Below are 24250 nucleotides of genomic sequence, written 5' to 3' on the forward strand. Positions count from 1 at the left end.
GGGCTCCCGGTGTGAATCGACCCGGCCCGCCCCGCCCGGCTCGATACATAGACGAGCCAGGCGGGTGAATTTTCCAGATGCAACTGCCGCGGCTGTCCGTCAGCCGGGGGCGGCCGGGGGCAAAAGCTCGCGCAGTTCGCGCTTCAACACCTTGCCGATCGGGCTGCGCGGCAGCTCGGGAAGGACGCGGAGCTCGGCGATCCGCTGCGCCTTGCCGAGCCGGGCGTTGGCCCAGCTCCGCAGCGCCTCCAAGTCCGGTGCGGTCCCGGCGCGGAGGACGACGAAGGCCACCGGAGTCTCGCCCCAATCGGCGCTGGGCGCGCCAATCACCGCCGCGTCGGCCACGTCCGGATGCGCCAGGAGCACCCTCTCCAGGTCGATGGCGTAGATGTTGAAGCCGCCGGAGATGATCATGTCCTTCTTGCGGTCCAGCAGGTGCAGGAAGCCGTCGGCGTCCAGCCAGCCGACGTCGCCGCTGCGGTGGAAGCGCCGGCCCTGCTCGTCGTACCAGCTGGCCTCGGCCGTCGCTTCCTCGCGGTTGTGGTAGCCGACCATCATCTTGGAGCCGCGCCCGACGATCTCGCCCACCTCGCCCCGCGGCAGCTCGCGGGCCTCCTCGTCGACGATCCTGAGGTCGCAGTCGGGGGCGGGCAGCCCCACCGTGTCGAGCTTGTCCGGGTGCTCATGGGCGGCGAGCACGCAGTTCACCCCGCCTTCGGTCATGCCGTAGAACTCGGTCAGCCCGCCGGCCGGCCAGCGGTCGAGGATCTCGCGCTTGACGCTCGCGTGCAGCGGCGCGCTGGTGCAGAACTTGGCCCGGTAGGACGACAGGTCGAAGCGGTCGAAGTCCGGCTCCTTCAACAGCCGCGTGAACTGCACCGGCACCACCACGGCGTGGGTGATGCGCTCGACCTGGCTGAGCGCCAGGAACCCCGCCGGGTGGAACTTCTCCATGATGACCGCCGAGCCGCCGGCGGCCATGGTCGCCACGAACAGGAAGAGGGTGGTGTTGGAATAGAGCGGCGTGGAGACCAGGGTGCGCATGGTCTCGTCCAGCCCGAAGCCGGCGATCATGTCCTGGGCTTCCTGGGCGCGGAACCGGCGGTCCTGCAGGATCCCTTTGGGCGTGCCGGTGGTGCCGGAGGAATAGATCAGGTTGAAACCGTGGTCGGGAGAAATCTCGACGGCGGGCGAGGCTTCGGGCGCGTCGGCGATGAACGCCTCGAAGCTGCGCCGCGCGTCGAGCTCGAAGCCGAGCGTCATCAGCCCGCCGGGGGCGAGCCCCGGCATCTCCCGCTCGCGGGCGATCATGTCGGCGGCGTAGTCCTCGCCTAGGAAGAGATGCTTCGCGCCGCTGTCCTGCACCATGCTGACGAGCGCCTCGGGTGAGGCCAGGCCGGATAGGGGCGTGACGCAGGCGCCGGCGCGCAGGGCCCCGAAGATCAGCTCGGCGTAGGCGACGCTGTTGCGGGCGAGGATGGCCACCCGGTCGTTGGGCTCCACGCCCGCCCTGATCAGGGCGTTGGCGATGCGGTTGATGCGGGCGTCGAATTCGGCCCAGGTCAGGGACCGCTGGGAGTCCTGCAGCGCAGAGCGGCCCGGGTGGCGCTTGGCCGCGGCGCGTAGGCGCACATCGATGTCCACTGGTCGCGCGGGCTCCGTCCCCGCAACCCTCACCTGCGCTGCCGCCGCCATGTTCTCTCCTCCGCTCGTATTCTCGCGCCGCGAGCCGCCGTCCTGCGCCAGCGGGCGCCGGGCTGCGCCCGCGGACGCTATGACTGGGACGAATGAGGCGGCCGCATTTTCCACCCGCTGGGCGGCCTCAGCCGTGGTGTGCGCCCACGAATAGGAGCCGCAGGAAGAGCTGCGCAGCACCCATCGGCTCCACGCCCGGGACCAAATGCGGCGTCTCGGCCGCCGCCAGCACCGTCAGGATCTGCCGGTCCATCAAGAGCAGGACATTGACCAGCACGAGGACCGCCAACGTGTAGATGCCGTAGGCGCGTGTGGATGCCGGCGCCGCGTCCCCCGGCTCCGCGGTTGGGCGGGGACCGATTCCCGCAGAGTCACCAAGATTGGCTGCGACAGCTAGCCACCACTGCAGCCTGCGCCATGTCTGAACTCAATGCCTCGCTCTCCGATCATTAGCTCTGCCGGCGCGCCGCAACCTGCCTGAGTGGCCGCCCTTGGCCGGGCCCCGTCGGGGCAGGTGCTGCCGCCGCAGGCCGCGGCACACCTGGCCACGGCCGCAAGGTCGCTCGTCGCTCCGCTGCTCACAAGTAGACGGTTCAGCGCGACCGCGGCGCGCCCCGCAGCCGCTCGTGCGACACGGCTGCCGTCCGCCTGACAAATGCAGGACATCGTTCTAGCCGCGCCGGGCCGCCCGCAGCTAGGCGAAGAACGCCGCGCTGCGCTCGACGAGCCAGTAGGAGGCTGCGACCCCCACCGCGCCGGACGCGGCGAGGCGCAGGGGCGCGCCGGCGAGGGTCTGCGCCAACCGCTGCGGCGCGGCCCTCCGCGCCAGCGCGACGGCCACGAGGATTGCGCCCGCGAACAGCACCTGCCCTAGCTCGACGCCGAGGTTGAAGAACAGCAGCCCGGTGACGAGCTCGGTCTGCGGCAGGCCCACCTCGCCGAGCACGGCGGCGAAGCCCAGGCCGTGCAGCAGGCCGAAGCTGGTGGAGACGGCGATCGGATGGCGCCAGGTGAGCGTCTCGCGCCGGCCCTTGGCGATTTCCGTGGCCAGGAAGACGATGGAGAGCGCGATCGCCGCCTCCACCGGCGGGACGGGCAGGCGCACGACCTGAAGCGCCGCCAGCGCCAGGGTGACCGAGTGGGCGAGCGTAAAGCCCGTGACGGTGACGAAGATGCGCCGCGGGCGTCCGGCGATCCACAGGAGGCACACCAGGAAGAGCAGATGGTCGATCCCAGCCCAGATGTGGCGCACGCCGAGCAGGGTGTAGTCGTACGCCACCCCGGCGCGCGTCTCGCCCCGGGGCACGGTCCAGCGGGTATCCTGCGGCCCCAGCAGCGCCGTGTGCCGCTGGCCGGAGGCCATCTTGAGCTTGATCAGGCTGGAGACGGCGGGGTTGAACCGCGGATAGCGGATCGCCACCGTCCGGCCGGCGAGGCTCTCGTCGCACCGGTAGAGGACCGCGCCCACCAGGCTGGCGGCGCCGCTTTCAGCCTCGGGCCCGTTCAGCGGGCGGCAGTCCGCCGGCAGCGCCACGGCGGGCGCGTTCATGGGCGGGATCGACGGCGGCGCGCGCCACCGCACCCTGTAGGTGTTCGCCTGGGTCTCGGTGATCTCGACGTGCAGCGGCCGGCTCTCGTGCGCCCGCGCGACCCCGGCCGGCGCCAGCAGCGGCACGAGCATCGCCAGGGCCGCGAGCGCGAACCGCCTCATGGCGCGCCTGAGCCGGTTCGCCGCAGCGCTCCCACCACCTCGACGTCGTAGCCGGCGACAATGGCGCCGATGGACTTCTCGTAGTCCGCCGCCTCTGCCGCCTGGCGCGCATCCTGCTCGACCTGGCTCCGCACGTCCTCGAAGGGCGGGACGTGGCTCGCTGTGCGCTGGGTCAGCAGCACCAGGTGGAAGCCGTAGGGCGAGCGGAAGGGGCCGCGCCAAGTGTGCGAGTCGGGCTCGAAGGCGAAGACCTCGGCCCGCATCGCCGGGCCAAAGTGGCTGGCGACCTCCTCGGCCTCCTTCTCCACATAATTCAGGTGGTAGAGGAACCGCTCGCCGTGGGCGACGGCGGCGTGGAACGGCGTGCGGGTGCGGTTGAGCTCCGCAAGTTTCGAGCGGGCCCGGGCCTCGGCCCCAGGGCGCTCGCCGTTGAAGAAGACGTGGGTGAAGGTGACCTTGGCCGGGACGCGATAGGCGCCCTGGCGGGCGGCGTAGAAGGCCCGCAGCTCCGCCTCGGTCGGGTTGGCCTCGGCCGCGGCGACGCCGCGGGCGACGAACTCGAGCTGCTGGATCAGGCGGCGGCGGGCCACGTCGTCGTTGCGGTCGAGCCCCATCGCCTTGGCCTCGCGGTAGAGCGCCTCCTCGCGGGCGTAGTCGGCCACCAGCTCGTCGAGCTCGGGCTTGGGCAGGGCGTCCAGCGCTCGGCCGAACCCCACCGGCTCGAAGACCTTGGCGCGATACTGCATGTAGTTCAGCAGTCGCTCGCGGTCGACGACGATCCGGCGCGTCGCCTCGTCGTCGTCAGGCGCGATTAGGCCGTGCAATAGGAAGAGCGCTAGGCCGGCCACCAGGAAGTGGACCAGCGGCTCCTTCGAAAGCCAGATTCGTAGCCGCGGGCGACGCTTCGGCTCCGGCGGCGGACCTGCCGTCTCGACCGGCTTCAGGATCCCCCCGGCGGGTCGCAATGGTGACCTTACGGACATCGGCCGCTATCCGGGCGTGTACCAGATGGGCGAGGTGTAGGCCCGCTCCTGGGTGACCATCGGGACCTCCGGCGGGATGTCCTTCAGCTTGAAGACCTTGGCGTCGTAGGCCGTCCAGCGCGGCGTCGGGATCTCGATCACCCGCACGTAGTAGAAGGCGAGTTCGCTCGGATCGAAGTCCGGATCGGTCCAGACTATCGCCAGCTCCGGATCGCCGATGGAGTTCGTATAGCTGGCGTTTTTCACGTCCACCGTCGAACCGACCGGCGGCGCCTTGCCGTCCCGGCCCTCCAGCCGGCCGTCGGACAGGGCGACGTTGTAGACCTCCTCGTGCAAATCGCCGTCGCGGCTGCGCCAGCCCTTGATCACCTGCGCTCGGTCGAGGTTGGCGCCGTCCGGGTCCTTCACCGCCCGGATCAGGAACGACGGCGCCTTGCCCTTCGGCGCGTGGGTGAGATCACCGCCCATCGGCACGCCCTTGGCGTAGCCGATCTTGACCAGGTCGGGGCGCCAGGCGTCCTGGGGCTGATAGTCCCAGCCGCCGAAGAGCCGTACGACCATCCGCGGCCCAGTGCTGGCGTAGGTTTCACGGCGCTTCATTGCCGCAAACAGCGCCTCGCGTGTGTTCTGGGTGGCCCAGACCGCGGCGTAGCCGGCGGCCGCCATGTCCCAGCCCCGCCATCCCCATTCGTCGACTCGTGAGAACAGCCGATGCGGACTGGGCTCCCAGAGCGAGAACTTTCCCCAATAGTTGTCCTCGGCAACTGCGCTCAGCGCCGTGTGCGCGTCGGTGCTCCCGATCATTCCGAACTTGAACGGATTGGTCCCGAGTCTAGCCTGTTCTGCCAATCCCAATTTCAACGCCGAACGCGCGTATTCCGCCCGCTTTTTCTCTTGTCCGGCTTCAGACTTACTAACCCGGCCCCTTGGATTTGACCAAGTGCTCCAGGTTTCATAGTCGGCGAACTCATCCGTTGGCGAGAGCATCGGGTGGGTCTCGCTATCGCCCTTAATCTGCGTGACCTCCAACAGCGGTTCCCAGCGGCTCCGCTGGCTGGCGTAGGTTCGTCCAATAGGCCGCCCCACGGAATCTCGCACCGCGAACATTTTGCCATCGCTGACGTTGCTGTTGTGCGGGATCGCGATAACCTCGCCGCCGGTTTGAATCTCGTATCTATGCAGGAACGACCAGAGCGCCTCAGGCTCTGAGCTATCTTGCGCTGAGAATGGAAGAATTTTGCCGACCTTCTCGGCCCCGTCCTTGAAAACAACGACCCGATGAATTCCGTCAGGTGTCCACTCATATCCGACGAAGGTGGTGAATAAACCGGGCTCATTGTGCCGATCAGCTGTCGCCGCGACCTCGGACCACACCGAGTGCCTGAAATTCTCATCCCCAATAGACTTTCCTGTGAACCCGTCCCAGAAGAAGCTCCGGCGCCTCAAGCTTTTCAAGTCAAACACCGACTGGATCACTTCACCGAAGTACTCGGCCGTGCCCTGCAGCGCCTCGGCAAGCCGTAGGGGGTATCTACGCGACTGTTCGTACCAGCGCCGCCCAGTCTTCGTATTGAGAAGTCGCGGATCTCCCGCCTCAAGTCGCGGCATCACGCCCAGATTCTCTGCGTGATCGGCAACGACCAAAAAATCCAGCGGCCGCTGGAGCTTCACAGCAGGGCCGCTCTCCGCCGTGATCAGTTCGCCCTTCGCGAACCGATACGCGTCGTCTGGCCCAAGAGCCTTGTTCCCCATGCCATTGGAATCCAGCGACATGCGCGTGTGAAGGTGAGTATCTCCCCAATAGACCGTATTCGGATATATCGCCGGCACATCGCGAGAGTATGAACTGTCCTCGGCCGCCATCGCAGACGGCGAGGCCAGCCAAGCCAGTAGTGCCATGGGGAGGAATCCGCGCCTCGACCCCGGCGAAAACGCAGAGCCGCGACGTCTGTGGGAGCGGCACCCGCCGGAGGCGGCGGTCCCTGTCTTCAAGGGCGAGTATCTCTGCCGTTCGTCCATGTCTGCTCCAAATTTGAGGCCTTGAACTTGTGCGTTACGCGCACTCCATGAGTTCTCGGGGATAGTATTGGTCCGAAGCGAGATGCAGGCGCCGGCGCGCAGGTCCCGAGAATCAGTTCGGCGTAGGCGACGGAGTTGTGGGCGAGGATGGCGACGCGGTCGTTGGGCGCGACGCCCACGCCTATCAGGGCGTTACCGATCCGGTTGATCCGCGGGTCGAGTTCGCCCCAGCTGATCGCGCGGTGCGAATCCTTCAGCGCCGGCCGCTCCGGATGCCGCGCCGCCGCCGCGCGCAGGCGCAGGTCCACGTCGATCGGACCTGCCTCCGCGATCTCGCTCGCCATCGTCGCCTTCCCCTGAACCGCCGCGCTCATCCGCGCTCCCCGCCTCGGCCGCCGCCCTGCGCCGGGGGGCGCTGTGCTGCGCCGGGCGCGCTTGTGAGTGGGACGAACGAGCCGGACACATTTTCCATTCGCGTCAGAGGCGCGAAATATAGAACCGACCGCGCCCGTGGGCTCGACACCCGGCACCGCGCCACTCAAATCAGTTCGCCTAAGGCTTTGGCTCGGGTGAGACGGCTGTCTGTGTCTCGCGCCAAGTTGAGGGTCGCGAGAATCAGCATCACAGCGGTGACGATGAAAACGAGCAGGCTCAAGAGAATTCCTTGGCGCAGACCGGACCCCGGGTCCGCCCCGGCCGCGATGAACAAGTCGCTCAAGTAGCCCATCATGTAGGGGCCGAGGGCGATCCCGAAGAGGGTGATCATGATGAGATAGAAGGCGGAGGAGACGCCACGCATCCGCGGCATCACCAGAGAGTTCGCGATCGCCGGCCCAATACCGTACCATGCGGTCGAGGTCAGGTAGAACAGGCCGATGAAGAGATAGGCTTGGTGCTTGCTGGCGGTGAACAGCATTGCAACGATCGACGGTGCCGCAAGGGCTAACGACCCGAGAAGCACGTAGAGTCGCGCCCTCGGCGTATGGCGCTCAAGCGCGTCGGACAGCACCCCTCCCACGAGCGTGCCCACAATCCCGCCGCCAGAGGTCAGAATGCCTAGCGCGACGCCCGCCTCCAGGGGACTGACCTGGTGGACCCTTATCAGGAAGGGCGCTACCCAGGCGCCAACCCCTGCGACGACGAAGACATAGGCGGCCAGACCCATGTTGGTGAGCAGCAGGCTTCGGCATCGGAAGATCATTTCAAAGGTCGCCGGATCGCGCAGCGCCAGCGCTTGTATCCATCCGGCGAGGCAGTAGGCGCCGACGCCAATCGCGATCCACTGGGCGGCGCTGCCAGTGATCTCGATCAGGGTCCACGAGATGAGCGCGATCATTAGTCCCAGCGCGGCGTTTAGGCCGATGGCCCGCAAGTCGCCGCCCAGCCGTCGGATCAGGAACACGCTGACGACGGGGAGCACGGCCTGCATCTCACCCCAGGCCTCACGAAACGGGTGCGCATGCGGCGTGGTCGCCAAGCCTTCGCTCTGGCCTCGCACCGGTTCCCTCAGCGTAAAGAGCCAGAGCGCGAGGAAGGGCCCCGGCGTGGCGATGCAGATGAACGCCGCCTGCCACCCCGTCAGCCCGAACGGCGCCAGTGCCGGATCGGGATAAGCGGCGCCCCAGGCGTTCAAGACGAAGCCCCCGACAAACAGTCCGAGTCCGGCGCCGATGGGGACGCCGGCGGAAAAAACGGACATCGCCGTACTGCGCAAGCGCGAGGGAAAGTAGTCCGCGATCATCGACAAAGCCGCGGGACCCGCGCCGGCTTCGCCCACGCCAACGCCGGCCCTGAACACGGCGAAGGCCCCAATGTTCCGAGCCGAGCCGGTCAAGACAATCATGGCGCTCCAGGCGCCGACGGAAGCGGCCAGGAGATTCTTCCGCGTCCACACGTCGGCGAGGCGCCCGAACGGAATGCTGAAGATTGCATAGAAGACGGACAGCGCCGTCCCGTAGATGAAGCCGATGTCGGCGTCGGAGATACCGAGGTCCGCTTTGATGTCCTCCGCCAAGACCCCCAGGACCTGACGGTCCATTAGGACGAACACGTTGACGAGCACTAAGACGGATAGCGCATAGAGGGAGTAATTCCTGTCCATCGGCGGCGAAGAGGCGGCGCCGGCGGCCTCCCCATTCAGGGCGACAGGCGCGACTCGGCCTAGGGTTGGATCGGCCGCAATTGCGGCCGCTCGCGATACGTCTGAATTCAAGGTGGTCCTCCCGCTGTTTGGTTCAGCGCGCAGTCGAGGCCGCTTGACGCCGCTGGCGCTGGCGTGGTGGATCGCCGCGCGAGAACCCCGCTTGCGCCGCGGCGGTGCGCGGGCTCCGTGATGCCCAGTTCCTCAGAGGTAGACGGTTCCGGCGCGCCTATTTTCCGGTGGATGGCCCGATGGCGGCGGCCGCCTAATCATCGAGGACCGCCTGATAGGTCATCTGGTGGAACCGCGCGCGCGTCGTCAGAGCGACGCCGTTCGGCAAGACCTGGGTCAAGACTACGGCAGAGATCCCGCGCTTTGGGTCGATCCAAAAGTCGGTGCTGGCCGCGCCGCCCCAGCGGTACTCCCCGTTGGAGCCCGCTGTGCCGTTCGCCACCGCATCGGTCACGACAAGTCCGCCGAACCCATGGCCAAGGCCGTCCTTCCCCGCCCAGGGTGCCGCTAGGCTCGCCAGCGGACGGCTTCCGAACTCCGGCCCCAGATGGTTCGCCAACATGAGCTTCACGCTTGTTGGGCTGAGCACTCGGACGCCGTCGAGTTCACCGCCGTTCAGTAGCATCTGCGCAAAACGCAGATAGTCAGCTGCGGTCCCGACCAGTCCTGCGCCGCCCGATTCGAAGCTTGGCGGCATGCTGAAATCATTCCACTCGACGGTGCGCTCGATGAAGTCCGCCGGCGGCAGCGTATCGCTCGCGACGAGATTTCCGTCCGCCCCCATTTCGTAGAGCCGGGCCAGCCGCGGCAGCTTCTCGGCGGGCACATAGAAGCCCGAGTCTGACATTCCAAGCGGGCTGAACAATCGGTCCGCCAGAAAGTGCCCATACGACCCGCCACAGACGACTTCGAGCAGGCGGCCCAGCACGTCCATGGATTCGCTGTAGCACCACGCTGTTCCAGGTTGGAAAGCAAGCGGGAGGCCGGCGATCTTGCGGATGTACTCCTCGGTCGTCAGGGTTTCCCGCGCCCTGGCGAACATCAGGCCGGCCCCGCGGTACTCGTCCGCGACCACGTCCCCCTCGTGGAAGAAGTAACTGATCCCGCCCGTGTGAGTTAGAAGATGACGGATGGTGAGCGGGCGCTCCAAATCCGCCAGTCTCCCCTTCTGATAAACCCGGAGTGCGCCGAACTCCGGAAGGTAGGCGGCCAAAGGATCGTCGAGAAAAAACCGGCCTTCCTCGTACGCGACCATGACGGCCGCCGCCGTCACCGGCTTGGTCATCGAATAGATGCGAAAAATCGTGTCCGGCTCGAGGCGCGCCTGGCGCTCTACGTCCGCATAGCCTTGCGCCGCGAAGTGCACGATCTTACCGTGGCGCGCGACGGCCGTGAGCAATCCGGGCACCTCTCGCCGCTCAACGTACCCCCGCATGGCGAGTTCGATGCGATCCAGGCGCGCCGTGGACATATGCACGTCCTCGGCGGCGGTTGTCGGCAATCCGTAGGCGCGGTCGGGGGAACGGATCTTGCTCGACATCTTCTTTCAATTTCGATAGCCGCGCGCACACCGACCCCCGGCAGCTACGCGACTGGCTAGGGCGCTGCTTTGGATCCCGCCAGGCTGCGCGCCCCATCCGGGTGGAGGCCGCTCGGCGCGCTCAGCGGCCCCACGCCTACGTCCTGCCCTAGAAGCTGTAGTCGAGGCTGATGCCGTAAGTCCGCGGCTCCATGTACTGCTGCGTGAGCCCGAATTTGATGAAGCTTAGGAAGACGGAGTTGGTCGGCGTGCGAACGTCCGTCAGGTTCTTACCCCAGAAGGCAAGTCGCCAGTGCGAGTCGGGCGAGCGATAGCTGATGCGGGCGTCCACGAGGCTGTGGCTCGGCAGAAGCTGGTCGGACGTATTCGCCACGCCAGCGGCCGAGAACCGATCATCCGTGAAGCGGTAATCTGCGCGCGCGATAATGGCCGCCCCGCTCGACAGGGGCGCCTCGTACTGGGCGGCGACATTGATCGTCCATTTGGGCGCCAAGGGCACGCGATTCCCGCTGGCGTCGATGATGCCGAGACCGCCCTCCGAAATGGGCCGTGCATCCGTCACGCCCTCGAACCTGTCGAACTTGGAATCGACATATCCGACACCGGCATTGATCATGAGCGCCTCGGTTGGCCGAAGCACAAGCTCAGCCTCGAAGCCTTTCGACGTCACCGATGCGGCGTTACTGAGGATGTTGACGCCTTTGATAATCGTTCCGCAATCTGGACACCACGTCCTGACTTGGAGATCTGTATAATCCATGTAAAATGCCGCGAAGTTGGCGGTCATTCGGCCGTTGAGCCAGCGACTCTTGGCACCGACTTCATAGCTCGTCACATACTCCGGCTCTGCGATCAGGTTCTGCGCGGCAAAATCCCGAACGGGGTTGGACGAATTGTTGAAGGCTCCCGACTTGAATCCCGTGGAGATGCTGCCGTAGGCCATGACGTCTCTGGTCGGCTTATAGCGCAGGCCGAGGGTCCAGGATGGCTCACGCGCCACAAGGTTCACGGGTGCCGGAATCTGCACGCCAGCGGGAATTCCGAAGTTCGAGCAGAGCGCTGCGGGTGTGCACGAGGTGGGATGGGAGACCATCTCCTTCTTTTCATAGGTATAACGGGCCCCGCCGAAGAGGGTGATCTCGTCGTTCAAGCGGAAATTCGCGTGAAAGAAGGCGGCGTAGCTGAGCGCATCCACCGATTGCTCCATGAACACCTTGCCGGTCCAGTCGGGCCCGAGGAACCCGAGCCAGGCCTGGCCCGCGTGGAACGTGGGCGCCACGTCGTTCTTCTGGTCGAAGTAGTACAGGCCGGCCACGAAGTCGTAGCGTCGGCCGGCGGGGGATGCCAGGCGGAGTTCCTGAGAGATCAGCTTCTGGGTTGCCGTGTACTCGAAATTGAAGGCGTCAAGTGGCGAGCCCTCGAGGTCCAAGAGGCTGAAGGCCTTGTCCTTTCTGACGCCGGTGATCGACGTCGCCACGAAGCCGCCCAAGGGACCGTCCGCAAACTCATGCTGGATGTTCAGGGAAGCGCCGCGATTGTCCTGCTTCGAGCGGTCGGTGACGTCGGTGAAGATCGTGTAGCGCCGGTTGTCATCTTGCACGTATTCGACGAAGTAGAAGTCGCTGTCGGACAGCGACTTATCCAGGTTGAGCTGGATGTCCGTAGCGGCAGTTGGCGTATACCGCAATTGGAGGCGGCCGCTCTTCTGATCAAGATTGCCGACGTCATTGTTTGCCGTGGTCAGGTTCGTGACATAGCCGTCGCGCTGAACCGTCGCCAATGACAGCCGCGCTGCGAGAACGTCCGCCACAAGCGGCACATTAATGCTCCCCCGGAACCGGCGGAGGTCGTAGTTTCCGGCCTCCGCCGTAAGCTCGCCGCCAAACTCAGTGGACGGCTGGGTGCTGATGATGTTGATGGCGCCCGCGATGGTGTTCTTCCCGAACAGCGTCCCTTGCGGCCCGCGGAGCACCTCCACGCGCTCGATCGGCCCGAGGTCCACATTGAGCGCGTTCTGTTTGCCCATGTAGACGCCGTCGAGATAAACGCCGAAGCCCTGGTCGAAACCTACAGCCTCGCCAACCACGATCGAATAGATGCCCCGGATCGAGATATCGGCCTGGTTTGGCACATAGCCGTTGGGCCAGACGAAGTTGGGAATCGAACTTGCAAGGTCCTGGAGGTTCTCCGATCCGGTCTGCTCGATATGCTCGCGGCCGAGCGCCGTGATGGCGATCGGCACGTCGTGCAGCGACTCGGCGCGCTTGGTCGCCGTGACAATCACCTCCTCGATCGCTGCTGGGGCGGGCTCCGCCGCCCGCACCGACCCCGCGTCACCCGCCGGGACCTGCACCGCCTGCGACACTGCCTTCGTCGGGGCCATTACCACTAGGTAACTGCCGTCGCTATTGCGGCGGAACGTCAGGCCGGACCCGGCGAGTAGCCGACGCAGCGCCTCCTCCGACGTCATGCTCCCGCTGACCGGCCGCGCGGTCCTGCCGGCGGCAAGCTCCGACGGGACATAGACCGAGATGCCGGTCTTTTGGGCGAGCTCCAAGATCGCTGCGTCCAGTGGGCCGGCGGCCACCGTGATGGGCTTGGCCGCCTCCTGGGCGGTGGCGGGCGCAAGGGCGCCGGCGCTGACGGTGAAGGCGGCGGCCAGGGCGAGCGCCGAGGCGGCGCTCGCCAGGCGGCGGCGGTGTTGTTGAGCGGCGGCGCGCGTGCGCTGAGCAATCATGGTCCAGTCCCCCCTGGGATGTATTCGTCTCGTTTGGAGGGCGCGCCGACGGGTGTTCTTGGGACCGTCGCCAGCGGGCTCCTCGCAAGAAGGACAGGCCGGGCGGGACAAGTTTTCAGTGTTCGGCTGATTTTTTCAGCTTTTGTGACGGGCCGGCGTCGCGGGCGGGCCATGCGCCAGGCGCGCCTTACGGCTTGCGGCGGATCACTACGCCGCCGTCGGACCGCTGGACGACCACGGGTCCGGTCTCCGCCAGACCCTCCAGCAGGGCGTCGGTCTGGTCGGTGCGCACCGCCATGGTGATGGGCAGGTCCATCAGCGCCGCGTCGGCCAGCGTGATCTTGTCGGTCCGGTAGCGGTTGACCTCCGCCACCACGTCCTGAAGGCGGGCGTTGCGGTAGACCAGCCGGCCCTGCCGCCACGGCGCGGCTTGGCTTGGGTCGAAGTCTTCGATGGGGCCGAGGCGGCCCTCTAGCGAGGCCGTGACGCGTTGGCCGGCCTTTAGGCGCACGCCGCTGGTCGTCGCCTCGGCCTCGGCGGCGGCCGGGGCGACTTGAACCACGCCCTCGACGACGGCGACACGCACATGCTGCGGGGCGCGGTTGACGTCGAACTGGGTGCCGACCACCCGGATGCGGGTGGACGCCGCGGCGACCGTAAAGGGCTTGGCCGGATTGGAGGCGACGTCGAAGTAGGCGCCGCCCTGGACCAGGTTGACGTGGCGGCGCTTCTTCGAGAATTCCGTCTGGACGGAGGATGCGGCGGCCAGGGTGACCTTCGAGCCGTCGGGCAGGCCGACGGTGCGGATCTCGCCCGTGCGGGTCGCGTAGCTCGCCGTTGTCACCGGGTCGTAGATCTGGGTGCGCCAGACGCCGACCGAGACCACCACCGTCGCGGCGATCGCGGCTGCCGCGGCGATCGTGCGGCGGCGGGCGATCACGGCGGGGCGGCGGCGGCGGCGCTGTTCGAAGGCGATCACGCGCTCGGCGGCGTGCTCCGGGCTCGCGCGCTCGCGAAAGAAGCCCTCGGCGCCGGGGACCGCCATGTCCTGCCAAGTCTGCTGCATCGCGCGGTAGGCGCGGGCGTTGGCCGGGGACTGCTGCAGCCACTCGGCGAAATCGCGGTGGCCTTCGTCGGTGGCCTCGCCGGAATAGAGATAGGCGAGCCAGCGGGCGGCCTCTTCGCCGGGGCCGCCGGGCGCCCCCTCGCGCGGGGGCAGGATGTGGGCCGCGTCGCTCATTTCCGCTCCGCCAGTTTCCGGGTCGGACTTGTCTCGGTAGTCTTGCCGCCGCCGCCCGCCGGCGCGTCGGCCGAGGTCCGGCCGAGCGCCGCCTGCAGGGCGAGCATCGCCGCGGTGAGCTGGCGCGAGATGTCCGGGCTGCTCCAGCCGGTCTCGGCGGAGATCTGGGCATAGGTCTGGCCCAAGAAACGGCTCCTTCTCACGATCTCCTGCTGCTTCTCGCTCAGGGTCTCCAGGGCGCGGCCCATGAGGTCCCACTGTTCCCTATCCAGATAGACACGCTCAGGCGTGATTTCTTCCAGAGGTTGTCCCGCGCGGTTCAGCTCATGCTCGACGAACCGGTCGGTGCGCTTGCGCCAATGGAACTCGTCCAGCGCCGCATGCACCGCCGTCGCATAGAGGTAGGACTTGGAATGCTCGATGCGCTCGAGATTGTCGTGCGCCGCCAGCTTGGCGAACGCCGCCTGGGCGATGTCCTCCGGCGCCGGCGGTCCCGCGCCATAGCGCCGCCGCAGCCAGCCGACCAGGTTGTTCCAGTGCGCGCGATAGAGCTCGTCGAGGAAGCGGCGCTTGGCGGCGAGCGAGGCGTCGGTCGGCGGCGCGCCCTTCAGCGGAGAGGCGCCTCCATCCCCACTTTCCGACGCTCCACCCATGGACTGGTTCTTGTTTATCTTAGTCCCCCCGTCCGCCTTCGTAGCATGACCTAAGGGAAACCGCGACTGCGCGCCGCCGCGCCGCGCGTCCGCGGCGAGGCTCACCGCCCCACCTCCGAATGGCCCGGGGGGCCTAGCATCCGATGAACTGGTCGGGCGTCGTGGTCAGGCAGGTGTCGTCCAGGCGCGCGACCACGGCGAGCTGTGCGAACACCTTGGGGAGCTCATGGCGGTAGAAGAACCGGCAGGCGGCGAGCTTGCCCTGGTAGAAGGCGGTGTCGGCGCCATCGCCCCTCGCCTGGCCGTCCACGGCGGCCAACGCCTGGCGCAGCCAAATCCAGGCGATCGCCACATGGCCGAAGGCGTCGAGGTAGAGCGTGGCGTTGGCCAGCCGGCGCTCGGCTCCGGGATGCGCCAGCACACGCTCGGTCGTGGTCTTCAGGACGCTGACCGCGCGGCGCAGCTCGGCGGCGTGGCGCCACAGGTCCGGCGTGTGCAGGGCCTGCTCCGCGGTGCGCTCGGTGTCGCCGATGAAGTCGCTGAGCGCCGCGCCCTCGGCCACGGCGACCTTGCGGCCCAGCAGATCGATGGCCTGCACGCCGTGCGTGCCCTCATGGATCGCGTTCAGGCGGTTGTCGCGGTAGAAGCGCTCCACCGGATGGTCGCGGGTGTAGCCCGCGCCGCCCAGAACCTGGATGGCGTGCTTGTTGGCCTCCAGGCAGAATTCCGACGGCCAGGACTTGGCGATCGGGGTCAGCAGGTCGAGCAGCCGCGACAGTCGCGCGCGCGCCTTCGGGTCCTCGGTGACCTGTTGCAGGTCGAGCAGGAAGGCGCAGTGGGCCAGCAGGCCGATCGCCCCCTCCACATAGGCCTTCTGGGCCATCAGCAGCCGTTTGACGTCGGTGTGCTCGACGATCATCACCGGCGGCGTGGCGGGATCCTTGTCCTGCGGGCGGCGTCCCTGCGGCCGGCTGCGGGCATAGTCCAGGGAATAGAGGAACCCCGCCAGGCCGCTCATCGCCGCGCCGTAGCCGACGCCGATCCGCGCCTCGTTCATCATGTGGAACATGCAGGCCAGGCCCTGGTGCGGCTCGCCGACCAGCTCGCCCAGGCAGTCGCCGGCCTCACCGAAGTTGAGCAGGGTGTTGGTCGTGCCCCGGTGGCCCATCTTGTGGTTCAGGCCCACCAGCGTGACATTGTTGCCCTCGCCCGGCGCGCCGCGGTCGTCCAGCCGGCGCTTGGGGACGATGAACAGCGAGATCCCCTTCACGCCGGGCGGTCCGCCGGGGATCTTCGCCAACACCAGGTGGACGATATTCTCCGAGATCTCCTGCTCGCCGCCGGAGATCCACATCTTCGCCCCCTGGATCCGGTAGCGGCCGTCCGGCGTCGGGATCGCCCGGGTGGCGATGTCCGCCAGCGACGAGCCGGCCTGCGGCTCGGACAGGCACATGGTCCCGAACCAGCGGCCCTGCAGCATCGGCGGCAGGAAGCGAGCCTTCTGCTCGGGGCTGCCATGGGCGGCGATCAGGTTGGCCGCTGCGATGGTCAGGAACGGGTAGCTGGCGATCCCCGGATTGGCGCAGCTGAACAGCCCGCCGGCCAGCAGCGTCACCACCTGCGGCAGCTGCAGGCCGCCCAGCTCGGCCGGGAAGCCGGCGGCGAAGAACCCGGCCTCGGCGTGCGCCCGGAGCGCCACCGCGACCTCCGGGATCAGCGCCACCCGCCCGTCCTTCAGGCGCGGCTCGGTGGCGTCCAGCTTGGCGGCGCAGGGCGCGAAGGCCGCCTCGGCGATGCGCTGGGCGAGGTCGAGCACGGCGGCCACGCTGGCGCGGTCGTGTCCCTGGTAGCGCGGGGCCTGCAGCAGGGCCCCGAGGCCCAGGACCTCATAGAGCAGGAAATCCAGGTCCCGGCGGTTGACGATCATCGACATGCGGGCGACCCGTCCGCCTGGGCCGCCGCCTTCAAACTGTCCGTCACCCTCACGCCTCCCGACCACGCGCAAGCGCCGGCCGCGCGCGCGTCCGGTCACCCTCTGCAGTTAGACGGTCGTGGGCGGCGAATTTTCCAGGCCAGATCCGTGGCGTGCGGCGGATCGGGCCTCGGGCCCGCTCGGCGTCACCAGGATCTCCCGCCAGCCGCTCGCGCCTCGCACCAAGGCGTGCCGCGGCTCACCGAGCCGACGCACATGGGCCCAGGCGGCGGCCAGCGCCCGGGCCCGCGAAGGGAACGAACCCACCTCGGCGCAACGCTCGTCCAGCAGCCGCCAGGCCGGGCCATAGGCGAAGATCGTCAGGCAGAGCATCCGAAGGCCTCCGCCGCGTCGGGGGTCGGGAAGAGGCCGGCGGCGCCCCGGAGCGCCGCGTCGGCGACATCGCGCACGATCTCGCCTGCCAGCCGCACTTCGTGGATCTGACCGACCCCTTGGCCGGCCCAGAGCGACATGACCTCGACCGCGCCCGTGACCTCCGCCGTCGGCGTGGCGCTGGCGTAGCGGACGATCGGCCCAAGCGCGCCCTGCGCCACCACTTCGCCCTCGCCGGGGCGGCGGCCCGACGCAGGGCGGCCGGCGGCCGCCCAGGCGTCCAGGGTCGGGTTGCGCAGCACCCGGTGCGGCGCGCCGGGCCAGCCCAGGTCGAACAGGCCGGTGTGCGCCGTGTCGGTCTCCCCCGCGGCCAGCAGGCGCGCGCGATAGGTCGGATGAATGTTCGCTTCGGCGCTGGCCAGGAACCGGGTCCCTATCCAGACGCCGGCCGCGCCCAGGGCCAGTGCGGCGGCCAGGCCCTGCCCGTCGACGATCCCGCCCGCGGCGAGCACCGGCGCCGGCCCGACGGCCGCGACGACGGCGCGCACCAGCGGCAGGGTGGCGACCTCGCCCAGCACGTGGCCGCCGGCCTCCCAGCCCTGGGCCACGATGATGTCGCTTCCGGCCGCGACGGAGGCCTTGGCCTGGGCGGCGCTGGCCACGGTGTGCAGCACCACGCCGCCCACAGCCTGCACACTCGGGCTCAGCGCGGCCGGGTCGCCCCAGAAGAAGGAGACGATGCGAACCCCTTCCTCGAGGCAGATCGCCAGCCGCTCGTCCTGCCGCCAGGCCAGGACCAGGTTGACGCCGAAGGGGCGGTCGGTGAGGGCCCGCGTCTCGCGGATCTCCCGGCGCAGCGACGCTGCATCGCTCCAGGAGAGCGCCAACATCCCCAGGCCGCCGGCGTTGCTCACCGCCGCGGCCAGGGCCGGGCAGCTCGCCCCGCCCATCGGCGCCTGCACGATGGGCAGCTCGAGCCCGAGTCGGTGGCAAAGCCGCGTCCTCATCACGCGCCTTGCCTCAACAGACTTCGAAGAGGCCGGCGGCCCCCATCCCACCGCCGACGCACATGGTGACCACCACGTACTTCGCGCCGCGGCGCTTGCCCTCGATCAGGGCGTGGCCGACCATCCGCGCGCCGGACATGCCGTAGGGGTGTCCGATGGAGATCGCCCCGCCGTCGACGTTCAGGCGCTCGTCGGGGATGCCGAGGCGGTCGCGGCAATGGAGCACCTGGCAGGCGAAGGCCTCGTTGAGCTCCCAGAGGCCGATGTCGTCGATCCAGAGATCGTTCGCCTTCAGGAGCTTCGGCACGGCGTGCACCGGGCCGATGCCCATCTCGTCGGGTTCGCAGCCGGCCACGGCGATCCCGCGATAGATCCCCAGCGGTTCGAGCCCGCGGCGCTCGGCCTCCCGCGCCTCCATCAGCACCACGGCCGCGGCGCCGTCGGAGAGCTGCGAGGCGTTGCCGGCGGTGATGTGGCCGCCGGGCGCGATCCGCTGGCCACCGGCGTGCACCGGCCTCAGCGCCGCCAGGCCCTCCAGCGTCGTGCTCGGGCGCGCGCCCTCATCATGGTCCAGGGTCACCTCGGTCTCGACGGTCCGCCCGGTCGTCTTGTCGAGGCTGCGCATGACGGTGGTGAGGGGGACGATCTCGGCGTCGAACCGGCCGGCGGCCTGGGCGGCGGCGGTGCGCTGCTGCGACTGCAGGGCGTAGGCGTCCTGCGCCTCGCGGCCGATCCCGTAGCGCTCGGCGACCACCTCGGCGGTCTCGACCATGGCCATGTAGAGCGCCGGCCGGTGCTCGGCGAGCCAGGGATCGGGCGTCGTGAACATCTCGCCGGTCTGGTTCATCGAGATGGACTCGACGCCCGCTCCGATAGTCACGCTCATGCCGTCGCAGATGATCTGCTTGGCCGCCAGCGCGATGGCCATCAGGCCGGACCCGCAGCGCGGTCGACGCTCTGGCCGGCCACGGTGACCGGCAGGCCGGCTCGCAGCAGGCTCGCGCGGGCGGGGTTCTGGAACGCGGTGCCCATCTGGATGCCGGCCCCCATCACCACGTCGTCGACCTCGGCGGGATCGATCCCGGCTCGCTCGACCGCATGTTTGATCGCGTGGCCGCCAAGGGTGGGGCTGGGGGTGGCGTTGAAGGCGCCGCGATAGGCCTTGCCGATCGGGGTGCGGGCGGTGGAGACGATGACCGCGTCCCTCACGCCGAGACCCCCGCCAGCTCAAGCCGGGCGGCCAGTCCTTCGATCGCCAACGCCAGGAACTTGTCGGTCTGCATGAAAGCGCCGGCCTGCTCGGCCTCGCCGTCGCGGGCGCCGATCCGCGCCCAGTGGGCGGCGACGTCGTCGACGGTGACGTCGGACCCCAGATAGACCCCCGGGGTCTCGACGATGCGGGTGAGCGCGAAGGCGCCCGCCCCGGCGCCGAGGATGGTCCGCGAGGGGGCGTCCTCGCTGGCCAGGTAGAGCACGCCCGGCGAGACCAGCTCCGGGGATAGCAGCGCCTCGGCCTCGGCCGGGATCAGGCCCTCCACCATCCGGGTGGCCGCCGCCGGGGCCAGGGTGTTGATCCGGATGTCATGCTTGGCGCCCTCCAGGTGGAGGACGTTCATCAGCCCGACCACCGCGGCCTTGGCGGCGCCGTAGTTGGACTGGCCGAAATTGCCGTAAAGGCCGCTGGACGAGGAGGTCATGACGATGCGGCCATAGGCCTGGGCGCGCATGGTCTCCCACACCGCCTTGCTGCAGTTGACGCTCCCCATCAGGTGGACCTCCACCACCTTGCGGAAGTCGGCCAGCTCCAGCTTGGCGACGGTCTTGTCGCGCAGGATGCCGGCGTGGTTGACCAGGATGTCGACCCGGCCCCACCGGGCCTTGGCCTCGGCCACCATGGCCTCGACCTGGACGAGGTCGGTGATGTCGGCCCCATTGGCGAAAGCCTCGCCGCCGGCGGCGCGGATCTCCTCGGCCACCGCCTCGGCGGCGGCCGAGGAGGCCCCGGAGCCGTCCACGGATCCCCCGAGATCGTTGACCACCACCCTGGCGCCGCGCGCGGCGAGCTGGCGACAGTGTTCGCGCCCCAGCCCATTGCCGCCCCCGGTGACGATCGCCACCCGCCCGTCAAATCGAATGCTCAAGCCTTGCTCTCCTCGTCGTGCGGCCGGCCGGTCTTTCACCACCCGGCCGGATTGAATTGTCGCGCCCGCCCAAAGGGCCGGGACCGGGACCAGGCGCCCGGTCCCGGTCAGTTGGCCGCGCCGCCCCGCTTGGGAGCCGGCGGCGGCGTCGGGAGGCCCGAACGGTCGCCGCTCGGGCCGTGGCCGGCTGGCGGGGAGGCGTCCAGCGCAGGCGCTCAAGCTGTAGACGCGCCAGGCCGGGAACTTTTCCAGGCGACGACGGATCGCGCTCGTCGGCCCGGAGCGGACGCCGCCGTTCGCCCGCAGCCTAAGCCCGCGCGAATCACTTGGCGGCGGGCTGACCCGTCAGCGCCCGGCCGATGACGCGGCGTGGCGTGGGGAGCGCCCTCGACCGCGCAAATTCGCCCCCTAAGGGGGCGGCCGGGCGGCTCCCGGCCGCAGGGCGCGCCGCCTCTTGCGCGTGGCGATTGCCTGGGCCTTCAGTGCCAGCCCAGCGTGTGGGGAGGCGGCTGGCATGCAGCATCGGCGAGGGATTTCGGAGCCGACGCCGCCGTCGGGCGCGGGCCTGGCCGCGGGCTGGGGGGAGGAGGCGGTCTGGGCCCTCGATCAGGTCCAGGATCTCTTGGCGATACTGTCGGCGGACGGACGAATACTTCAGGTCAACTCGGCCTGGGCGGCGGCGACGGGCCGGTCGCGCCGGCAGCTGGTCGGCGCTGAGCTGGCGGCGCAGCTGGCCGAGCCGGCCGGCGAGCTGCCGCAGGCGCCGGGGGCGAGCGGCGCCGTCCGCCTGGTCCTGCGCCGCCGCCGTGGCGGCGCACTGCGGCTGGACGGCCAGGCCCGCCGCGCGCCGGGCGGCGAGCTCACAATCCTCCTGCGGCCGCCCTCGGCGGCCCGATCCGACATCGAGCTCGAACAGGCGCGGCAGCTGCGCTCGCTGCTGTCGGAGACCGCCGGGGTCGGGCTGTGGCGCTACGATCCCAGGCGCCGCGAGATCGCGTGGTCGGCGGAGTGGCGGGCCATGCTCGCCCAGGCCGGCGTCAGCACCCGCTCCGACGCCTTCATGGCGGCCTGCCATCCCGAGGATCTGGCGCCGATGCGGGCGGTGGTCGAGGCGGCGATCGCCCACGGCGAGCCCGGCGGCTTCAGCCACCGGTTCCGCGCCGCCGACGGCCGCTGGATCTGGGTGCGCGCCCACGTCCGCGGCGAACGGGTCGCCGAGGGGGTGCATGTGGTGCATGGCATCTCGCAGGACGTCACCGAACTGGCCGAGGCCCGCCTGGCGCTGGAGCGCCAGAACCATCGGCTGGAGCTGGCGCTGGCGGCGGCGCGGGCGGCGGTGGTGGACGTGGACTACGAGGCCAGGTCCGTCTGGTGCTCGCCGCAGTTCATCGAGCTGGTCGGCGCGCCCCTGACCTACGCCCAGGCGACGCGGCCGGTCTGGCCGTGCGTGACCGCGGACGATGCGCCGCAGGTCGAGGCGACGGTGCGGCGCTGGCGGCAGGGCAAGCCCACCGCGCCGCTCGAGGTCCGCATCCGCCGGTCCGACGGGGAGGAGCGCTGGGTGCGGCTGTTCAGCGACGTGCGACGCGACGCGGCCGGCCGGCTGGCCCGCACAGTCAGCCTGATGCTCGACATCGATCCGCAGCAGCGCCAGCAGCTGGCGCTGGTGGCGGCGGAACGGGCGGCCAACGCCGCCGCCGAGGCCAAGGCCCAGTTCCTGGCCAATATGAGCCACGAGATCCGCACGCCGATGAACGGCGTGCTGGGCGTGCTGCACCTTCTGAAGGCCGAGGCGCTGCCCGCCGACGCCGAGCGGCTGCTGGACGAGGCCCTGGGCTGCGGAACCCTGCTGCAGGGTCTGCTGGACGACGTGGTCGACGTCTCGCGCCTCGAGGCTGGCCGGCTGCAACTCGCGCCCGAGCCGCTCGACCCGGCCGCCCTGGTCCACGGCGTGGCGGAGCTGCTGCGCCCGCAAGCCGCGGCCAAGGGCCTGGTCCTGGCGGTGCAGGCGGCCGGCCTGCCGGCCTGGGTCCTGGCCGATCCGCTGCGGCTGCGGCAATGCCTGTTCAACCTGGTCGGCAATGCGGTGAAGTTCACCCAGGCGGGGTCGGTCATCGTTCGGGCCGCGATGGCCGCGGACGGCGGTCCGCCGCGGCTGCGCTTCGAGGTCGAGGACACCGGCATCGGCATTGCGACCGAAGCCGGCGAGCGGCTGTTCGAGCGCTTCCAGCAGGCCGACCCGACCACCACCCGCCGCTTCGGCGGCTCGGGCCTGGGCCTGGCCATCACCCGCCGGCTGCTGGAGCTGATGGACGGCGAGATCGGCTATGCCTCCACGCCGGGCGAGGGCTCGACCTTCTGGTTCGAGCTGCCCGCTCCGGGCGCGGCCGCGCCGGCCCCCGCAGCGCCCGCGCCGGCGCGGCCGCTGTCAGGCCTGAAGATCCTGCTGGTGGAGGACAATCCAACCAACCGGCTGATCGCCGGCCGGCTGCTGGAGGGGCTCGGCGCCGAGATCGCCACCGCGGACGACGGCGAGGCCGGCGTCGCCGCGGCGCTGGCCGCCGCCTATGACCTCATCCTGATGGACATCCAGATGCCGCGGCTCGACGGACTGGAGGCGGCCCGCCGCATCCGCGCGGCGCCGGCCACCCAGCCGCCGATCATCGCGCTCACCGCCAATGTGCTCGACCACCAGCGTGAGGCCTATCTCGCCGCCGGCATGAACGGGGTGGCGGCCAAGCCGATCTCGCCCGCCGCCCTGCTGGCCGAGGTCGCCCGCGTGCTGGACACGCGCCGATGAGGTCCCGCGGTCGCCTGCCTGCGGATCGTCATCGACCCCCGCCTCGCCGGCTTCTCCGAGGCGGCGCTCGGCCCGCGGGTCGGCAGGATCGCCGGCGCCGGTCTGGACAAATGAACGCCATGGGCCCTGAATGACGTGGGGCCGGCAGCGTCGGGAGCCTCGACTTGGAACAGGACCAGAAGGATCGGGCGCGGCGGCTCGCCGCGCAGCTGGTGATCGCCGAACAGCTTTCAGAACGGGCGGACGCCGAGACCGTCAAACACCTGCTGCGGACGGTGATCGCCACGGCGGCCGGAAACGCGCACGCGCTGGCGCGGGCGCTGAGCGTCAGCGACGACGAGATCCGGGCGGAGGCCGAAGCCCTGCGCGGCCACAAGCAATACCAGAGCCTGTCGAGCTGAGCGCGCGGCCGCCGCGCAGCTGCGACCGAACAGCGCAAAGCCCGGGCCCGCGCCGCCAAGCCCGAAAAACGCCGCGCCGCGCCGCGTCTCATGGAGGCGTGAACCAGGGAAAGAAGGCGTCATGTCCGGCCCAGCGCGGCGGCTGAACATCCTCCACGTCGACGACGACGCGGTGAGCCGGCGGGTGCTCGAGGCGATCCTTCAGGCGCTCGGCCACGCGCCGCAGGCGGCCGCCTCGGCCGCGGCGGCCCTCGCGGCCCTGGACCAGGCGGCGTTCGACGTGCTGATCACCGACCTGCGCATGCCCGAGATGGACGGGCGCGGCCTGCTCGCAGCGGTGCGCGCTGCCATCCGCAGGCCGCCGCCATGCCGGTCATCGCCCTCACCGCCGATGTCATGCGCGCCAAGCCCGCCGAGCACCTGGCCCTGGGCTTCGCCGGCTTCCTGGCCAAACCGTTCCGGATCCCGGACCTGCAACGGCTCCTGGACCAGGCCGCCAGTGGCAGGCGTCCCGCGGTGGAGGCCGCGTGACCACAGCCGCGGTGTGGCCGACGGGCACAGACGTCCGCGCTCAACGGTGACGTATCCTCCGACTGGCGCCCGGAATGGAGGACCGGCAGCACGACGGACCTAGTCTTTAAGGAGGGCAGTCCCGGCGCCGCCCGCGACCGCGCTCCGGCCGTCGCCCACCGCGCCGTCCGGCCGGTCGAGGGCGTCCGAGAACAGCACGACCCCGGCGAGCGCCGCGGTGGGCGACGCCAGCGCTACGGCGAGCCCCAGAGCCCCCGCAAGCCATCCGCCGAGCGTGCGGTCCATGCCAGCCCCCATCGATTGTCGGGTCCTCGGCGCGAGATCACCCCCGCGCC

At 69.5% G+C, this 24250-nt stretch carries 19 protein-coding genes and 2 pseudogenes; 4 read left to right on the plus strand and 17 right to left on the minus strand.

Going from position 1 to position 24250, the window contains the following annotated elements; translation table 11 throughout:
* Positions 1-99 precede the first annotated feature (99 nt).
* The 16 genes and pseudogenes from Q8Q88_RS06435 to Q8Q88_RS06510 form a co-directional block, all read right to left on the minus strand.
* Positions 100-1695 carry a class I adenylate-forming enzyme family protein gene (locus Q8Q88_RS06435; protein WP_305674373.1) on the minus strand — a complete coding sequence of 532 codons (1596 nt, stop codon included), beginning with the start codon at positions 1693-1695 and terminating at the stop codon, positions 100-102.
* 127 nt (positions 1696-1822) lie between these two features.
* Positions 1823-1972 carry a hypothetical protein gene (locus tag Q8Q88_RS06440; protein WP_305674374.1) on the minus strand — a complete coding sequence of 50 codons (150 nt, stop codon included), beginning with the start codon at positions 1970-1972 and terminating at the stop codon, positions 1823-1825.
* Between the two features lie 417 nt (positions 1973-2389).
* Positions 2390-3406 (minus strand): HupE/UreJ family protein, encoded by a 1017-nt coding sequence (locus Q8Q88_RS06445; RefSeq protein ID WP_305674375.1) that lies wholly within the window; start codon positions 3404-3406, stop codon positions 2390-2392.
* Complete coding sequence (locus Q8Q88_RS06450) at positions 3403-4371, minus strand: peptidylprolyl isomerase (protein WP_305674376.1); 969 nt, start codon at positions 4369-4371, stop codon at positions 3403-3405. Before Q8Q88_RS06450 ends, Q8Q88_RS06445 begins: the two co-directional genes overlap by 4 nt.
* 24 nt (positions 4372-4395) lie before the next feature.
* Complete coding sequence (locus tag Q8Q88_RS06455; protein WP_305674377.1) at positions 4396-6288, minus strand: DUF3604 domain-containing protein; 1893 nt, start codon at positions 6286-6288, stop codon at positions 4396-4398.
* 89 nt (positions 6289-6377) lie between these two features.
* Positions 6378-6782 (minus strand): AMP-binding protein, encoded by a 405-nt coding sequence (locus Q8Q88_RS06460; RefSeq protein WP_305674378.1) that lies wholly within the window; start codon positions 6780-6782, stop codon positions 6378-6380.
* 164 nt (positions 6783-6946) lie between these two features.
* Positions 6947-8620, minus strand: coding sequence for an MFS transporter (locus Q8Q88_RS06465; protein WP_305674379.1), 1674 nt, complete (start codon positions 8618-8620; stop codon positions 6947-6949).
* 193 nt (positions 8621-8813) lie between these two features.
* The gene (locus Q8Q88_RS06470; protein ID WP_305674380.1) at positions 8814-10100 is read right to left on the minus strand and encodes a serine hydrolase; all 1287 of its coding nucleotides are present in this window, start codon (positions 10098-10100) and stop codon (positions 8814-8816) included.
* A gap of 148 nt (positions 10101-10248) precedes the next feature.
* Positions 10249-12837 (minus strand): TonB-dependent receptor, encoded by a 2589-nt coding sequence (locus tag Q8Q88_RS06475; RefSeq protein ID WP_305674381.1) that lies wholly within the window; start codon positions 12835-12837, stop codon positions 10249-10251.
* 187 nt (positions 12838-13024) lie between these two features.
* Positions 13025-14077 (minus strand): FecR domain-containing protein, encoded by a 1053-nt coding sequence (locus Q8Q88_RS06480; protein ID WP_305674382.1) that lies wholly within the window; start codon positions 14075-14077, stop codon positions 13025-13027.
* Positions 14074-14730: an RNA polymerase sigma factor gene (locus tag Q8Q88_RS06485; RefSeq protein ID WP_305674383.1), complete on the minus strand. Its 657-nt coding sequence runs from the start codon at positions 14728-14730 to the stop codon at positions 14074-14076. Before Q8Q88_RS06485 ends, Q8Q88_RS06480 begins: the two co-directional genes overlap by 4 nt.
* A 133-nt stretch (positions 14731-14863) precedes the next feature.
* Entirely contained in the window at positions 14864-16663 is a 1800-nt protein-coding gene (locus tag Q8Q88_RS06490) for an acyl-CoA dehydrogenase (protein WP_305674384.1), read from the minus strand.
* A gap of 108 nt (positions 16664-16771) precedes the next feature.
* The gene (locus tag Q8Q88_RS06495) at positions 16772-17035 is read right to left on the minus strand and encodes a hypothetical protein (protein WP_305674385.1); all 264 of its coding nucleotides are present in this window, start codon (positions 17033-17035) and stop codon (positions 16772-16774) included.
* On the minus strand, positions 17023-18042 hold the full coding sequence (locus Q8Q88_RS06500) for a nitronate monooxygenase family protein (RefSeq protein ID WP_305674386.1): 1020 nt from the start codon (positions 18040-18042) through the stop codon (positions 17023-17025). Before Q8Q88_RS06500 ends, Q8Q88_RS06495 begins: the two co-directional genes overlap by 13 nt.
* A gap of 13 nt (positions 18043-18055) precedes the next feature.
* Positions 18056-19251: pseudogene (locus Q8Q88_RS06505) on the minus strand (acetyl-CoA C-acyltransferase).
* On the minus strand, positions 19248-20183 hold the full coding sequence (locus Q8Q88_RS06510; RefSeq protein ID WP_305674387.1) for an SDR family NAD(P)-dependent oxidoreductase: 936 nt from the start codon (positions 20181-20183) through the stop codon (positions 19248-19250). Before Q8Q88_RS06510 ends, Q8Q88_RS06505 begins: the two are co-directional and overlap by 4 nt.
* Before the next feature lie 514 nt (positions 20184-20697).
* Between Q8Q88_RS06510 and Q8Q88_RS06515 the strand changes: the two genes are divergently transcribed.
* The 4 genes and pseudogenes from Q8Q88_RS06515 (at position 20698) to Q8Q88_RS06525 (ending at position 23915) form a co-directional block, all read left to right on the plus strand.
* The gene (locus Q8Q88_RS06515) at positions 20698-22983 is read left to right on the plus strand and encodes a hybrid sensor histidine kinase/response regulator (RefSeq protein WP_305674388.1); all 2286 of its coding nucleotides are present in this window, start codon (positions 20698-20700) and stop codon (positions 22981-22983) included.
* A gap of 164 nt (positions 22984-23147) precedes the next feature.
* Entirely contained in the window at positions 23148-23384 is a 237-nt protein-coding gene (locus tag Q8Q88_RS06520) for a hypothetical protein (RefSeq protein ID WP_305674389.1), read from the plus strand.
* A 121-nt stretch (positions 23385-23505) separates the two neighbouring features.
* A pseudogene (locus Q8Q88_RS24690) lies at positions 23506-23721 on the plus strand (response regulator); the annotation flags it as partial.
* 29 nt (positions 23722-23750) lie between these two features.
* A complete protein-coding gene (locus tag Q8Q88_RS06525) occupies positions 23751-23915 on the plus strand; it encodes a hypothetical protein (protein WP_305674390.1) in 165 nt (54 codons plus the stop codon).
* Positions 23916-24014: 99 nt separating this feature from the next.
* Here the strand turns inward: Q8Q88_RS06525 and Q8Q88_RS06530 are convergent, their stop codons facing one another.
* Positions 24015-24200, minus strand: coding sequence for a hypothetical protein (locus Q8Q88_RS06530; protein ID WP_305674391.1), 186 nt, complete (start codon positions 24198-24200; stop codon positions 24015-24017).
* Positions 24201-24250 lie beyond the last annotated feature (50 nt).

This window comes from Phenylobacterium sp. (assembly GCF_030697925.1).
Taxonomy (GTDB): Bacteria; Pseudomonadota; Alphaproteobacteria; order Caulobacterales; family Caulobacteraceae; genus Phenylobacterium.

What these genes read in the sequence shown, in the direction of transcription:
- Q8Q88_RS06480 (WP_305674382.1), bottom strand. Translation starts at nt 14,077, where the DNA reads ATGAGCGACGCGGCCCACATCCTGCCCCCGCGCGAGGGGGCGCCCGGC.
- Q8Q88_RS06475 (WP_305674381.1), bottom strand. Translation starts at nt 12,837, where the DNA reads ATGATTGCTCAGCGCACGCGCGCCGCCGCTCAACAACACCGCCGCCGC.
- Q8Q88_RS06455 (WP_305674377.1), bottom strand. Translation starts at nt 6,288, where the DNA reads ATGGCACTACTGGCTTGGCTGGCCTCGCCGTCTGCGATGGCGGCCGAG.
- Q8Q88_RS06470 (WP_305674380.1), bottom strand. Translation starts at nt 10,100, where the DNA reads ATGTCGAGCAAGATCCGTTCCCCCGACCGCGCCTACGGATTGCCGACA.
- Q8Q88_RS06490 (WP_305674384.1), bottom strand. Translation starts at nt 16,663, where the DNA reads ATGTCGATGATCGTCAACCGCCGGGACCTGGATTTCCTGCTCTATGAG.
- Q8Q88_RS06435 (WP_305674373.1), bottom strand. Translation starts at nt 1,695, where the DNA reads ATGGCGGCGGCAGCGCAGGTGAGGGTTGCGGGGACGGAGCCCGCGCGA.
- Q8Q88_RS06445 (WP_305674375.1), bottom strand. Translation starts at nt 3,406, where the DNA reads ATGAGGCGGTTCGCGCTCGCGGCCCTGGCGATGCTCGTGCCGCTGCTG.
- Q8Q88_RS06460 (WP_305674378.1), bottom strand. Translation starts at nt 6,782, where the DNA reads ATGAGCGCGGCGGTTCAGGGGAAGGCGACGATGGCGAGCGAGATCGCG.
- Q8Q88_RS06525 (WP_305674390.1), top strand. Translation starts at nt 23,751, where the DNA reads ATGCCGGTCATCGCCCTCACCGCCGATGTCATGCGCGCCAAGCCCGCC.
- Q8Q88_RS06530 (WP_305674391.1), bottom strand. Translation starts at nt 24,200, where the DNA reads ATGGACCGCACGCTCGGCGGATGGCTTGCGGGGGCTCTGGGGCTCGCC.
- Q8Q88_RS06495 (WP_305674385.1), bottom strand. Translation starts at nt 17,035, where the DNA reads ATGCTCTGCCTGACGATCTTCGCCTATGGCCCGGCCTGGCGGCTGCTG.
- Q8Q88_RS06515 (WP_305674388.1), top strand. Translation starts at nt 20,698, where the DNA reads ATGCAGCATCGGCGAGGGATTTCGGAGCCGACGCCGCCGTCGGGCGCG.
- Q8Q88_RS06485 (WP_305674383.1), bottom strand. Translation starts at nt 14,730, where the DNA reads ATGGGTGGAGCGTCGGAAAGTGGGGATGGAGGCGCCTCTCCGCTGAAG.
- Q8Q88_RS06500 (WP_305674386.1), bottom strand. Translation starts at nt 18,042, where the DNA reads ATGAGGACGCGGCTTTGCCACCGACTCGGGCTCGAGCTGCCCATCGTG.